We start from the raw sequence: 14398 nt of genomic DNA, 5'->3' as shown, positions 1-14398 counted from the left end.
TATTTTTAGATGCTAACTTGAAACATAATTTTACTTTTCGATGCTGTCATTGATATTTTTTTGCCACAGCACTTCGGAACCGCTTTCAGCGCGTTGCAGGGTGCGTGATGCTACAAATAACCAGTCCGATAAACGGTTAAGTAGTTGCAGTGACGCTGCCTGAATATTTTGGTCACGGTGATGTACCGACATTACGCTGCGTTCTGCACGACGGCAGACTGCACGCGCCTGATGGGCAAAGCTGCACACCAGCGTTCCGGCAGGCAGAATAAAGTCTTTTAACATCGGCAACGCTTCATTCATGCGGTCGATATCATTTTCTAAAAACTCAATTGATACCGGTTGCACCAGATTAAAACCTGGAATACAGACTTCACCACCAAGATCGAATAACCAGTGTTGGATCAGGCTTAAAGATTTATCCCAAGCGGCTTGATCTTCAATGTTACTTGCTGAAATTTGTGCACGTAATACGCCAATCACGGCATTCAGTTCATCGACATCACCCAGCGCGGTAATACGCAAGTCATCTTTGGCAACGCGTGAGCCATCACCAAGCCCTGTAGTACCCGAATCGCCTGTGCGCGTGTAGATTTTACTTAAACGGTGGCCCATATGTGTTCCTTGAATTTTTAATGAAGATAATAAAAAAGGATAATGTCGGTCATAACATTATCCATAAACTGCGCTGTTTTAAAGTTTTTTGCTGTTTAGAGCTTAGTATTTAAAAGTGATTCCAATAGAAGCGAGGCGGTCACTGGCAATGTAATAAGATGTGGCATCATTAAATGCTGTTTTGTAATTGGTATCACCTAGGTTACGAATATTCACAAAGGTTTTTAAGTGAGGATTCACTTGCCAATAGGCATTCATATCAATGACTGCATAGCCTGGAATAAGGCCTTTATCCTCCTTAGATTTACCTTTAGCTACTAAAGACGTGGACGCACCATACTGACCATTATCCCAACCCAAGGTTAGGTTGAAGTTTTGGCGTGGGCGATTTGGCAAATCTTTATCTTTATCATCGTTCTTAGCTTGAATATACGCATATTCAGCATTGGCATAGAAGTCATCTTGTGTCAATTTTAAACCCAATTCAGCACCATTAAAGGTGGCGCTGTCCATATTTTCAAATACCCAGTTGGTATCTCCGTTAGAGACCATAATATTGTCGACTTGGGTTTGAAAAGCAGAACCGTATAATGTCATTGATGGGGTGATTAGATGATCAAAACCAATTTCATAAGATACACTTTCTTCTGGTTGTAGGTCAGGATTACCGCCCCACCAAGCGGGTTCACTAATAATTTGCCCGACAACTGGGGCACGAAATGCTGTTCCGACATTGGCATAAATACTTGATGTATGGCTTAGGGTATGTCGAACAGCGAGTTGTCCTACACTATGTGTACCAAATTGCTGATTGTCTTCAACTCGAATACCCGCTTGGGTGCTGATGACATCATTTTGATATTGGTGCTGTAAATAATAGCCAGTGCTATCATTTTCATCTTTAAAGGTGTTTAAACTTTCAGCTTCTGTCTTATTGTAATGTACACCCGCAAGAAGTTTATGCTCGGCGTTGATTTGCCATTGAATATTGGAATCTATTTCTTGTTGTTCAGTGATTACAGTCGATGGATAAGCGCTTTGTACAATTACGTATTCATCTTCAAATTGTGATAGGCGAGTTTCCCACACTAAATTTGGATTAAGCTTAAAATAACCTTTAATATTATAAAGGCGATTGGTGAAATCATAAGCTTCTGGTGCACCATAAGAGAAGTAGTCGCCGTGACCTTCATTTTCTTTAAATTCCGCTGACAATCCAAAGTTGTCTTGATCAACGCCTAATTTCGCTGAATAGCCTTTTTGATCGAAACCTGCTTTTTTAGATTGATTGCTAATAATTTGGTCACCATCTGTTTCTAGGCGTTGCCCACGAATTTGGGCGTAATAGCCATTTTCAGCAGCATCAATACCGACAAGTGATTTGTAGGTATTTTTTTCACCGACTTCGACCGTTGTAAACGCACTATTTTCTGTCGGTGTTTTGGAAATGAGTTGAATTACACCTCCAATTGCATCAGTACCGTATTGTACCGATGCAGGGCCTTTTAGAATTTCAATTTGCTTAATGTCTGTCGTATCAATTAAATGTAAATTTGTACCTGCAACAGTTGCGGTATTGGAGCGCATACCATCTTGTAAAATTAAGGTATGTGCGGCATTGCTGCCACGTAAGAAAATTGAAGCTGGTTGACCATAGCCACCCACTTGTTTGACTGATAGCGCTGCTTCTTTCGTTAATAAAGAAGGTAAGTCAGCAATAGGGGATTGTTGAATCGTTTTTTCATCAAGCACATTTAGACGCATCGGCACATTTTCAATATTTTGTTCGCTGCGTGATGCCGTGACCACAATGGTATCTAAAGATGCTTTCGCAACTTCTTGCTCGTTAGCAAAAACAGATGAAGTGGTACCCAACGCAAGTGCGATCGCACCTACCAAGGCAGTAGGTTGACAATGAAGTGACATGTTAAAGCTCCCTACATTCACTTCCCCGTGAATGATTGAGTTATAGAACACAACAAGCAGGTTTCCGGACTTAAATGTGCAAAGCAGCGACTTTGCTGTATATCCACCTTCCCACATCAAGATGCAGTGGTGTAAACCGAAGAGTTTAAATTGATAGACGTTTCATTTTTTACCGTTGCGGGGGCAGTGCTGGATTTACACCAGCTTCCCTAAAGCCTGAAGGCTTGGACTTGCTGCAAGGTGAGCGCAGTATAAAGTTTGTATGCCTTATAAACAATCTGCATCGAGAATAATCCGGATGAACTTCACGCAAGTCGGATAATTTGCATTACAATGATTTGCCCCAATCTTATAGATTGTTCAATACATTGGTAGATCTAGAGCCAACATAATATGCGAACCCGTGCCAAAATTTGTGGAATCACCCGAGTTGAAGATGTACATGCCGTAGTCAATGCTGGCTGTGATGCGATAGGGTTTGTGTTTTATCCACCGAGTCCACGACATGTTACTTTAGAGCAGGCTGAAATCCTGATCCGGGCGGTTCCGGCTTATGTGCAGGCCGTAGGTTTATTTGTAAATAGTCGCGCAGATGAAATTCAGCATATTCTTAAAACCGTTCCGCTCGATATTTTGCAATTTCATGGCGATGAAACACCTGAACAATGTCAGGCCATCGCCCAGCAGGTCGGACGCCGCTGGTATAAAGCCATTCAGGTAAAACCTGATCTGGATGCAGTCGCAGAAATTCAAGGTTATCAAGATGCAGGCGCAAGCGCAGTGCTATTAGATGCATGGCATCCTGATCTGAAAGGTGGCACAGGGCACAGCTTCGATTGGGACACATTTCCCAAACTCAATATTCCCTTGATCTTGGCAGGCGGTTTAAATCCTGACAATATCGAACAGGCAATTCTCACCACACAGGCTTATGCCGTGGATGTGAGTGGCGGTGTCGAGTCCGCAAAAGGTATTAAAGACCAACAACTCATAGAACGCTTTATGCAAGGAGTCCATCGTGGATCAGCAAAGTACTAGCCAGAACAGTCAGGCAGTTGACTATACCCAATTCCCGGATGAACGCGGGCATTTCGGTATTCATGGCGGACGTTTTGTGTCAGAAACACTCATGGCGGCTTTAGAAGACTTGGAAAAGCTCTATTTCCGTATGAAAGATGATGCGCAGTTTTTGGCAGAATTTGACCGTGACATGGCGTTTTACGTCGGTCGTCCGAGTCCTTTATATCATGCTGAACGATGGTCGAAAGAGTTGGGTGGCGCACAGATTTACCTGAAACGTGAAGACCTGAACCATACCGGTTCGCACAAAGTAAATAACACAATCGGTCAGGCCTTACTGGCGAAGCTTTCCGGCAAGAAACGTATTATTGCCGAAACAGGTGCAGGCCAGCATGGTGTAGCAACGGCAACAATTGCAGCACGTTTAGGTCTTGAATGTGTAGTATTCATGGGCGCAGACGATGTAAAACGTCAGGCGATGAACGTCTACCGTATGCGTTTATTAGGCGCGACGGTTGTGCCGGTAGAAAGTGGCTCTAAAACCTTAAAAGATGCCATGAATGAAGCCATGCGTGACTGGGTGACCAATGTTGATTCAACTTATTACGTGATTGGTACTGTGGCAGGTCCACACCCATATCCGCAACTGGTTCGTGATTTCCAGTCGATCATTGGTCGTGAAGCACGCCGTCAGATTCTGGAACAGGCTGGCCGTTTACCAGATGCCCTGGTAGCATGTGTCGGTGGTGGATCTAATGCAATGGGCTTGTTCTATCCATTCCTGAATGACCAAGATGTGAAAATGTACGGCGTTGAAGCAGCAGGTCATGGGATTGAATCAGGTAAACATTCTGCGCCATTGAATGCCGGTCATGTCGGTGTTCTGCATGGTAACCGTACTTATCTGATGTCGGATGCGCAAGGCCAGATCATCGAAACACATTCAATTTCTGCAGGTCTGGATTATCCGGGTGTGGGTCCGGAACATAGTTTCCTGAAAGATATGGATCGCGTGAAATACGTACCAATCAATGACCAGGAAGCTTTACAGGGTTTCCGCGACTTGACCAAGATTGAAGGCATTATTCCGGCGTTAGAAAGCGCACATGCTATGGCTTATGTCACTAAACTTGCACCGACCATGGACAAGGATCAGATTATTATTGCGACGGTTTCAGGTCGTGGTGATAAAGACTTGATGACTGTGGCACGCATTGATGGGGTAGAAATGGTTGAGATGTAAGTTCCTTAAAGTCCTCTCCTTGCAGGAGAGGGTTTGGGAGAGGTTATTTCAATAAAAAATCGTGCTAAGTTTTCTTAGCACGATTTTTTATTGAGTAGATTTTGAAAGAACACGTTTGTATGGAATTAAGAGAATTCACCTTGCGCGCGCTCTTTGGCCCATTCACGTAAAACAAATTTCTGCAATTTTCCGGTCGAAGTTTTTGGAATTTCGGTAATCACCACATCCTTAGGCACTTTAAAACGGGCCAGATGCTCACGGCAGAATTCCATAATTTCTTCTTCTGTGGCTTTTTTTCCTTCTTTGAGTTCGATAAAGGCACAAGGAACTTCCTGCCAGCGTGGATCAGGCTTGGCGACTACCGCCGCAGTCAGCACCGCCGGATGCTGATACAGCACTTCCTCCACTTCAAGTGAAGAAATATTTTCTCCGCCGGAAATAATCACGTCTTTAGAGCGGTCGGTAATTTTGGCATAGCCATCCGGTTGGCAAACTGCCAGATCTCCTGTATGGAACCAGCCACCGGCAAAGGCTTCAGCGGTCGCCTCAGGATTTTTCAGATAACCTTTCATCACGATATTGCCACGGAACATGATTTCACCCATAGTCTGACCATCATGTGGCACTTCCTGCATGGTATCCGGATCAAGCACTTTCATGCCATCTTGCAATGGATAAGGTACGCCTTGGCGGGAGTGCAACTGTGCTTGTTCCTGAATAGATAAATCACTCCAGCCGGCTTGGGATGCGCACAGTGCAGAAGGACCGTAGGTTTCTGTCAGGCCGTAGACATGGGTTACGTTAATGCCAATATTGCGCATGCCTTCAATGATTGCTGCTGGAGGTGCGGCACCCGCCACCATCACTTCGACACGGTGATCAATTTTGGTCTTTTTCTCTTCAGGTGTGTTAATCAGCATCGACAGGACAATCGGTGCCCCACAGAAGTAATCGACTTTATGTTCGGCAATCAGTTTAAAGATCAGTTCAGCATCGACTTTACGCAAGCAAACGTTGGTTCCGCCGTTGGCTGCCATGGTCCAGGCAAAGCACCAACCATTACAGTGGAATAGCGGCAGTGTCCATAAATAGGTGGCACGTGGTGTCATGCCACAGGCAATAATATTACTGGCTGCGTTAATGTAGGCACCGCGATGATGATAGACCACGCCTTTCGGGTTGCCTGTGGTTCCAGAGGTATAGCTTAAGCTGATGGCATCCCATTCATCTTGTGGTAGATGCCATTCAAAGTTTGCATCGCCTTGCGCAATCCATTCTTCATATTCAATTTGACCAATACGTTGATCTTCACCTTCAAACTCTACATCGGCCACATCAATGACATAAATGTCTTGTGAAACTAGAGCAAGTGCTTCAGTCGCAAGTGCGGTAAATTCAGGATCGACCAATAACACTTTACTTTCAGCATGTTCTAGCATGAAAGCAAGGGTCTTGGCATCCAGACGGGTATTTAAGGTATTCAGAACTGCGCCTGCCATCGGCACAGCAAAATGCGCTTCGATCATGGCAGGGACGTTAGGCAGTAAGACAGACACGGTATCATTTTTACCGATGCCTAATTTTTGGAGTTGGTTGGCAAACTGACGACAACGGTTGTATTTCTCACGCCAGGTAATACGACGCTTACCGTGAATAATCGCGTTCTGGTTTGGATAGATATAAGCTGCACGATCAAGATAGCGTAAAGGTGATAAGGCTACAAAATTCGCGGGGGTACGCGGTAATTCATCATATGCGCTAACCATTGTAAAACTCCATTCTATATTTATTTTCATATCCTGTTGAAAAGATATGTATTTCTCAGAAATCTTGCATTTATGCTTTAGTCGAGTACGATTTTACAAATTTTAAGTATTTGAATATTAATAAAAATATTTAACCCTACTTAAATGTTTTGAACGCATGGGTTCCCAAGTTTGATTTTTTAGGTATTTTACTCTAGTTCAGCCATTAAAATAATATGAGCCCAGGAAGAATAATGAAAATACAACAGGCGAATGACGTCTGGCGAAACTGGTCGGGGAGCCAGTTCAGTGCCGCTCGGATTGTTCAGCCCAGCCAGATCAGTGAATTACAAAGTTTAGTGAAGACCCATGCACACATTCGTGCAGTGGGTGCAGGACATTCATTTAGCCCATTGGCCAAAACAGATGAGGTGTTGCTTAATCTCGATTTGTTAAAAGGTATCGTTGCCTTTGATCAAGAGAAAACCCAATGCACCGTGCGGGCCGGGACGCGTTTATATGATTTGGGGAAAGATCTGGTACCGATCAATCAGGCCTTAATCAATCAGGGCGATATAGACCAGCAAAGTCTGGCCGGAGCGATTTCTACCGGAACGCATGGCACGGGCATCGATTTACCTTGCATCTCTGCTTTCGTGGAAGGCTTTGAATTACTGACCGCGGATGGAGAGCTGTTGCAATGTCATCGTGGGCAGAATGCTGAGATATTTCAGGCTGGACGGGTGGCATTGGGCAGCTTAGGCATATTGACCCAAATAACCCTGCAAAATCGACCACGATATAAACTAAAAGAACAGATCCAGCTCTGTTCATTAAAAGACATATTTACCCATATTGGTCAATGGAAACATCAGCACCGACATATTGAGTTTTGGGCTTTTCTGCATGCCGATCAGGTGATACTGAAAACCCTGGATGACACGGAGGATGACATTCAGCCGAGACAGGAAAGCTGGCCTTCGGAAGATACTTTATTAACCGTATGTTCGGAATTGACGCGACTTTTCCCAAAGACAAATCCCTATCTGCAAAAACTGCTGAGTGTGTTTGTTAAATCGACTTGCTATGTAGATTGGTCATCCCGGATTTTTCCGACCCCGCGCAATACCAGATTTAATGAAATGGAATATCAGATTCCGGTTGAGCAAGGTTTGCAATGTCTGCAAGAGGTTTTAGCGACTTTAAGGAAGCATAAGGTGCCGATGTTTTTCCCGATCGAGTTCCGTTATGTCAAAGGCGATGAAATCTGGCTGAGTCCTTTTTATCAGCGCGATTCAGTTTCCATTTCCATTCATCAGTTCTATAAACAGGATTATCATGCGATTTTTGATCTGGTCGAGCCGATTTTACAGAAATATCAGGGACGACCGCATTGGGGCAAGTTACATAGTATGAGCGCAGCATCACTGCGCGAACTCTACCCGAAATGGGATAATTTCATGGTGCTACGTCAGCAATTGGATCCACAGCAAAAATGGCTGAATCCATATTTAAAAGAATTGTTTTTATCTGGGAAATGAGGAGAGGGCGATGCAATCAAATTATTTTCAGCAACTGACGCAGGAATTAAAACGGCAGGGCACTGGCACACCGCAACTGATTTTAGATTTAAAAACCTATCAAGGTAATTTGGACTATGTACAGTCAAAATTGCCTGCGAAGTTAAAACCACGCCTAGTGGTGAAATCCTTGGCGAGTATTCCGCTACTCAAACTGGCCAGTGAAAAGCTGAATACCCAGCGCTTTATGGTTTTTCATCTGCCGCATCTTGCGGAAATTATGGAGGCATTTTCACAAGCGGATATTCTGTTGGGAAAACCGATGCCAATTCAGGCGCTAAAATCTTTTTATCAAACTTTATCTGATCAAAATAAAATCAATGATCAAGGAAGTATTCAATGGCTGATTGATGATGTAGAACATCTGCAACAATATCTTCAGCTCGCACAACGACTCAATATTCGTTTGCATGTAAACATTGAAATTGATGTGGGCCTGCATCGTGGCGGCGTACAAACGCAGCAGCAATTTATAGCCTTAATGAAGCTGATTCAGCACAACGCGGCTTATCTCAAACTTTCGGGTCTAATGGGCTATGATGCACATGTCGCCAAACTGCCAAAAATTTTGAAAAGTCCCGACAAAAGTTATCAGCAATCGCAGCAGATGTATCAACAATACAAAAGTATTCTTCAGCGAAAATTCCCGGATTTATGGCATGAAGGTTTGTGTTTTAACGGTGGGGGAAGTCCAACCTTTATGCAGCATTGCCAGCAAAGTGTCTGTAATGATCTGGCCTTTGGCTCGATGCTGCTTAAGCCGAGTGATTTTGATCTGGAAAATTTGTCCGCTTTAAGCTGTGCTTTATGGATTGCCGCACCCATTTTAAAAGTGTTGCCTTGTAGTCAGATTCCCGGTCTGGAGCTGCTGAATTATCTTCCTCATCAATATAAAGCCGTATTTATTTACGGAGGCTATTGGCGAGCGGATTATATCTACCCTGAAAAAAGCCGGCCGCATGTATTGTATGGCCGCAGCAGCAATCAGGAAATACTTCAGATGCCCATGCAGTGCGATATTCATGTCGATGATTATGTGTTTTTAAGACCGACACAAAGTGAAGCTATCATCCCGCAATTCGCACAGCTGTATGTCTATGCAGAAGGGAAGTTTCTCCAGTGGCAGACGTTCCGGGAATAACCATATTCTGAAATGAAAAATGAGCCTAAGCCTTTAACGATCAGGCACAGATTTGACGGTAAATCTTATTTTTATTGGGAAAAGGTTTAATCATGCGGCCAAGCCGTGTAAAATTCGAATCGATTTTATTTATCCACCGTTTTTATCTTTTGAGGCTGTGCCTCGATCATAATCTCGCGGTGATATGCTCCATGGTACGGGGCATCACTCCTTAAGGATTTCTTATGCCAATTATCACTTTGCCAAATGGCGATCAAAAACAGTTTGATCACGCCGTATCTGTGATGGACGTTGCACTTAGCATTGGTCCTGGTCTTGCAAAAAATACAGTTGCTGGCCGTGTCAACGATCGTCTGGTTGATGCGTCTGATCTCATCACTGAAGATGCAACACTACAAATTATCACGCCTAAAGACGAAGCCGGTGTCGAGATCATTCGTCACTCTTGCGCGCATTTGGTCGGTCATGCAGTTAAGCAACTGTTCCCAGAAGCAAAGATGGTCATTGGTCCGGTCATTGAAGAAGGTTTCTACTATGACATCTGGATGCCACGTCCGTTTACCTTAGACGACATGGCAGCCATCGAAGAGCGTATGAAAAAGCTCATCGATCAAGACTACGATGTCATCAAAAAAATGACACCGCGTGATGAAGTCATTGCAGAATTCACTGCGCGTGGCGAAGAATACAAATTGCGCTTGATTGCAGACATGCCTGAAGAAACGCAAATGGGCTTGTACTACCATCAGGATTACTTGGATATGTGCCGTGGTCCGCACGTTCCAAACACCAAATTCTTAAAATCGTTCAAGCTGACTAAAATTTCAGGTGCTTACTGGCGCGGTGATGCGAAAAACGAACAGCTACAACGTATTTACGGTACAGCGTGGGCAGACAAGAAGCAGCTTGCGGCTTATGTAAAACGGATTGAAGAAGCAGAAAAACGAGATCACCGTAAAATCGGTAAAGCACTTGATTTGTTCCATATGCAAGAAGAAGCACCGGGTATGGTGTTCTGGCATCCAAATGGCTGGACCATTTATCAAGTGCTTGAACAATACATGCGTAAAGTTCAGCAAGACAATGGCTACGAAGAAATCCGTACACCGCAAGTGGTTGATTTCACGCTGTGGGAAAAATCAGGACATGCTGCTAACTATGCAGACAATATGTTCACCACGCATTCTGAAAACCGTAACTATGCGGTGAAGCCAATGAACTGTCCTTGTCACGTACAAGTGTTCAATCAAGGCTTGAAGTCATACCGTGATCTTCCTGTACGTTTAGCAGAATTCGGTTCATGTCACCGTAACGAACCATCAGGTTCTTTACACGGCATTATGCGTGTACGTGGCTTTACCCAAGATGACGCGCATATTTTCTGTACCAAAGAGCAGATTGGTCCTGAAGTTGCAGACTTTATCAAATTGACACTGGATGTATACAAAGATTTTGGCTTTGAAGAAGTACAAATGAAGTTGTCGACGCGTCCTGAAAAACGTGTGGGTGATGACAAGCTTTGGGATATGGCAGAAAAATCTTTGGCAGATGCTTTAGATGCTGCGGGTCTTGAGTGGGAGCTTCAACCAGGTGAGGGCGCATTCTACGGTCCGAAGATTGAATTCTCTCTGAAAGACTGCTTAGGTCGTGTCTGGCAGTGTGGTACCATTCAGTGTGACTTTAACTTGCCAGAACGTTTAGATGCGTCTTATGTCACTGAAGATAATGACCGCGATCAGCCAGTAATGTTACATCGTGCAATTCTTGGCAGTTTCGAGCGTTTTATTGGTATACTGATCGAACACTACGCAGGCTTCATGCCACCTTGGTTGGCACCAATGCAAGCATGTGTAATGAACATTACCGATTCTCAAGCTGAGGCATGTGAGTCAGTCGTCGCAAAACTTAAAGAAAACGGTATCCGTGCAATTTCTGACTTGAGAAATGAGAAAATCGGCTTTAAGATTCGTGAACGTACATTAGAGCGTATTCCTTACTTACTGGTACTTGGGGACCGTGAAGTAGAGGAAGGTACCGTAAACGTGCGTACCCGCTCAGGAACAAATTTGGGTACTATGTCAATCGATGCTTTCGTTGACCTAGTAAAAGCAGCCGTAGCCGAACGCGGCCGGTACATTGTGGAGTAACAGCGATTAAACAGCCTGACCGTAATCAACAGGGCGGTAACAAATCAAACCGTCCTGCCTTGAATGATGAAATTCGTGCGAAAGAAGTCCGTCTTGTAGACGAAAATGGTGAGCAGAAAGGGATTGTAAGCTTAGCTGACGCCCTACGCGCAGCAGAAAGTGTTGAACTGGATCTTGTTGAGATCGTAGCAAACGCTGAGCCACCAGTATGTAAGATCATGGACTTCAACAAGCATTTGTTTGATCTTAAGCAAAAGCAGAAAGAAGCGAAGAAAAAACAACATCAAGTCCAGGTGAAAGAAATCAAGCTACGCCCGGGTACTGATGTTGGTGATTACAACGTAAAACTACGTGCAATCATCAAGTTCCTTGAAGAAGGTAACAAGGTGAAAATCACGCTTCGTTTCCGTGGTCGTGAAATGGCGCACCAACAGTTGGGTCTAGCTCAATTGCAAAAAATTGAAGCTGACGTGGCTGAATTCGGTACTGTTGAGCAGATGCCGAAAATGGAAGGCCGTCAAATGGGTATGCTACTTGGTCCTAAAAAGAAAAAGTAAGCACTCATTAAGCGAAAAAAGCCCTGCATATGCAGGGCTTTTTTTATGCTCTAAAGTTCCAGGCACTTTGTATGGCCTGCATAATCTGTTGAGCTTGCGGGCGGGAAAACATCGACAGCTGAATCCGGAAAAATCCAAGACAAATTTGATTTATTAGACCGGATTGATGCAATTTAAAATCCAAAGTGCCATCACGTTGACTAATCACATGCGCTGGCATGTTATAGAGCCAGCTTTTGAGATGTGCTTTGAGAGAAGCATAGCGTGGATTCAGAAAGCTATACTGTACCGAATGTCGTTTTAAGCACAGGCTGATGCGGAAACCGGCCAAAGTATAATAAATAGCTTGTGAGGTGATTTTCAGTTTAGTTCCCAGCATAAGCAGCGAAAGACCAAGAAAGCCGCCAATATAAATATAAAAGTCAGGAGACTCCTGCCATAAAAATAATAGTCCTTGGAAAAAACTGGAATTGCTACGCACACTGCTGAAATAAAAAATGCTGAATATTCCGACCGGATAACAAAACAGTAAATATCCCATAGCGCGCATGATCGGGCTAGCTTGATGAAACAGGACGTTTTCTGGCACATTCATGGTTTATTTTTATGATCAGAAAGCGTATTGCCTCAATGAGCTTAAGGAATCTGTAGCCAAAAAGAAAGGTCCTTGCGGACCTTCCTTTGCGTACTTAATCGAGCTTATTCCACTGATTTTTCATCATTTGCAATAAGCAGTTTATTGCCAATCGGGATTTGACGCGGCAATTTTTCTTCTGGAATAATGCGCTGCAAGTCGATGATCAATAAACCATTTTCATAGTCTGCCTGTTGTACTTCAATATATTCATCCAGACGTAAAGATAATTTAAATGCACGTCGCGCAATGCCTTTGTGCAGGAATTCAATACTGTCATTGCTCTGGTTTTCAGGCTTACCCAAGATGGTCAGCAACTTATTTTCCAGACGAATGTCGAGTTCTTCCTGACGAAAACCCGCAGTTGCCACCACGATACGGTAATTATTCTCACCATGCTTTTCGATATTATACGGTGGATAATTTGGCGCATCGCTTTGCATGGCGTAATCAATAAAGTCATTCAAGCGATCAAAACCAATACTACGACGAAATAATGGATGAAGATTTAAGTTACTCATGATTAGAACCTTCTCACTTAAGCAAAGTTATAAAAACAAGAAAATAAGATCTGTCATGTCAGACATCGACAGGGCATAAGATTGACGCAATCCTTATGCAGAAATAAATATGTGTTTGGGGTTGAAATTTTCAAGATTAAAAATAAAAAATTATATAATTTTTTAATAACATTTTGATATTTATTGAAAAATAATTTTTAAATGCAGACTTGTTGTTTCTTTCTAAATCCTCTATGTTGAGTACATCATCGCACAGCAAAAGTGCAGGGAGTATTAAAAGAAAATGATCGATTTATATTATTGGAGCACCCCCAACGGCCATAAAATTAGTATTGCTCTAGAAGAAATGGGGCTGGAATATCAAATTATTCCCATCAATATTCTGGAAAATGACCAGTTCCAGTCCGATTTTCTGGCTATTTCTCCCAATAATAAAATCCCGGCAATTGTTGATCAGGATGGGCCACATGGCCGCGCCATTTCAATTTTTGAGTCAGGTGCGATTTTGCAATATCTAGGTCGCAAAACAGGTCTGTTTTATCCAACTGATGAAGTGAAGCGTATTCAGGTTGAACAGTGGCTGATGTGGCAAATGGGCGGTTTGGGGCCGATGCTCGGGCAAAATCATCACTTTAGCCGTTTTGCACCTGAGCGGATTGCTTATGCCACAGAGCGCTATGTCAATGAAAGCAAGCGTTTATATGGGGTGTTGAATAAACAGCTGGTCGGGCAGGAGTATGTGGCTGGCGAATACTCGATTGCAGATATGGCCATTTTCCCTTGGTTATTACGGCATGACTGGCAGCAGATCACTCTGGAAGACTATCCTGAAGTTTCCAAATATATCGATCGTTTGAATGCTCGTCCTGCGGTTCAGAAAGCGTTGGCAATACAGGTCAGTTAAGCGTCTGCCTTTATGTTAAAATAGCCTTAAGCAAATAAAGCCACCCTTACGGTGGTTTTTTATTGGATGGATATATGAACGATTTTCTTCTGAACTTTACCAAGATTGTTGAAAGTAATACCCGAATTTACTGGAGCATTCTTTTCGGCATTGCTGCATGTTTAGTGCTGTATGTTGCTGAAATTGTGCATATCGATCAGGTGATTGCTGCCCTAAATACCAAAGATCAGCAGATTCTCCGTGCTGCAATTGCACCGCTCAATGAGCAGTATAAGTGGGCGCGGATCATGGCGATGGTGACGGCAGTCGTTTGGTCCAGTTGGGAATACAGTAAAGCCAAGAAAAAAATGGGCTTGAGCCATTAA

13 protein-coding genes and 1 riboswitch are annotated in these 14398 nt (G+C 43.5%); of the genes, 8 read left to right on the top strand and 5 right to left on the bottom strand.

Features of this window, described 5'->3' with window-relative positions; all coding sequences use genetic code 11:
- Positions 1–30: 30 nt before the first annotated feature.
- Together MWG72_RS08715 and MWG72_RS08710 are read right to left on the bottom strand one after the other, a co-directional pair.
- Positions 31–615 carry a cob(I)yrinic acid a,c-diamide adenosyltransferase gene (locus tag MWG72_RS08715; RefSeq protein WP_005107832.1) on the bottom strand — a complete coding sequence of 195 codons (585 nt, stop codon included), beginning with the start codon at positions 613–615 and terminating at the stop codon, positions 31–33.
- Between the two features lie 102 nt (positions 616–717).
- Positions 718–2541, bottom strand: a complete 1824-nt coding sequence (locus tag MWG72_RS08710; protein WP_247143790.1) for a TonB-dependent receptor plug domain-containing protein — start codon at positions 2539–2541, stop codon at positions 718–720.
- Between the two features lie 38 nt (positions 2542–2579).
- A riboswitch (cobalamin riboswitch) is annotated at positions 2580–2790 on the bottom strand.
- A gap of 144 nt (positions 2791–2934) precedes the next feature.
- On the opposite strand from MWG72_RS08710, the gene MWG72_RS08705 reads away from it, so the two are divergent.
- Together MWG72_RS08705 and trpB are read left to right on the top strand one after the other, a co-directional pair.
- A complete protein-coding gene (locus MWG72_RS08705; protein ID WP_247143788.1) occupies positions 2935–3579 on the top strand; it encodes a phosphoribosylanthranilate isomerase in 645 nt (214 codons plus the stop codon).
- On the top strand, positions 3560–4804 hold the full coding sequence (gene trpB / locus MWG72_RS08700) for a tryptophan synthase subunit beta (RefSeq protein ID WP_004732965.1): 1245 nt from the start codon (positions 3560–3562) through the stop codon (positions 4802–4804). The genes MWG72_RS08705 and trpB overlap by 20 nt, the downstream gene beginning before the upstream one ends.
- A 125-nt stretch (positions 4805–4929) precedes the next feature.
- Here trpB and MWG72_RS08695 read toward each other — a convergent pair whose 3' ends face one another.
- Positions 4930–6570: an acyl-CoA synthetase gene (locus MWG72_RS08695; protein ID WP_004732963.1), complete on the bottom strand. Its 1641-nt coding sequence runs from the start codon at positions 6568–6570 to the stop codon at positions 4930–4932.
- 233 nt (positions 6571–6803) lie between these two features.
- Here MWG72_RS08695 and MWG72_RS08690 point away from each other — a divergent pair, with 233 nt between their 5' ends.
- The 4 genes from MWG72_RS08690 (at position 6804) to infC (ending at position 11974) form a co-directional block, all read left to right on the top strand.
- Positions 6804–8090 carry a D-arabinono-1,4-lactone oxidase gene (locus MWG72_RS08690; RefSeq protein WP_247143787.1) on the top strand — a complete coding sequence of 429 codons (1287 nt, stop codon included), beginning with the start codon at positions 6804–6806 and terminating at the stop codon, positions 8088–8090.
- Positions 8091–8100: 10 nt separating this feature from the next.
- Positions 8101–9270 carry an alanine racemase gene (locus MWG72_RS08685; protein ID WP_247143785.1) on the top strand — a complete coding sequence of 390 codons (1170 nt, stop codon included), beginning with the start codon at positions 8101–8103 and terminating at the stop codon, positions 9268–9270.
- A gap of 224 nt (positions 9271–9494) precedes the next feature.
- Positions 9495–11417 (top strand): threonine--tRNA ligase, encoded by a 1923-nt coding sequence (gene thrS / locus MWG72_RS08680; RefSeq protein ID WP_044112835.1) that lies wholly within the window; start codon positions 9495–9497, stop codon positions 11415–11417.
- 5 nt (positions 11418–11422) lie between these two features.
- Entirely contained in the window at positions 11423–11974 is a 552-nt protein-coding gene (gene infC, locus MWG72_RS08675) for a translation initiation factor IF-3 (RefSeq protein ID WP_071850398.1), read from the top strand.
- A gap of 43 nt (positions 11975–12017) precedes the next feature.
- Here infC and MWG72_RS08670 read toward each other — a convergent pair whose 3' ends face one another.
- Together MWG72_RS08670 and MWG72_RS08665 are read right to left on the bottom strand one after the other, a co-directional pair.
- A complete protein-coding gene (locus tag MWG72_RS08670) occupies positions 12018–12569 on the bottom strand; it encodes a hypothetical protein (protein ID WP_247143784.1) in 552 nt (183 codons plus the stop codon).
- A gap of 104 nt (positions 12570–12673) precedes the next feature.
- Positions 12674–13129: an Hsp20 family protein gene (locus MWG72_RS08665; RefSeq protein ID WP_004278288.1), complete on the bottom strand. Its 456-nt coding sequence runs from the start codon at positions 13127–13129 to the stop codon at positions 12674–12676.
- 283 nt (positions 13130–13412) lie between these two features.
- Here MWG72_RS08665 and MWG72_RS08660 point away from each other — a divergent pair, with 283 nt between their 5' ends.
- Positions 13413–14033, top strand: coding sequence for a glutathione S-transferase family protein (locus MWG72_RS08660; protein WP_247143783.1), 621 nt, complete (start codon positions 13413–13415; stop codon positions 14031–14033).
- Between the two features lie 74 nt (positions 14034–14107).
- The gene (locus MWG72_RS08655; RefSeq protein ID WP_004732951.1) at positions 14108–14398 is read left to right on the top strand and encodes a hypothetical protein; all 291 of its coding nucleotides are present in this window, start codon (positions 14108–14110) and stop codon (positions 14396–14398) included.

It is taken from the genome of Acinetobacter lwoffii, assembly GCF_022967985.1.
In the GTDB taxonomy this organism is placed as follows: Bacteria; Pseudomonadota; Gammaproteobacteria; order Pseudomonadales; family Moraxellaceae; genus Acinetobacter.
This window is presented reverse-complemented; position numbering and strand designations above follow the sequence as displayed.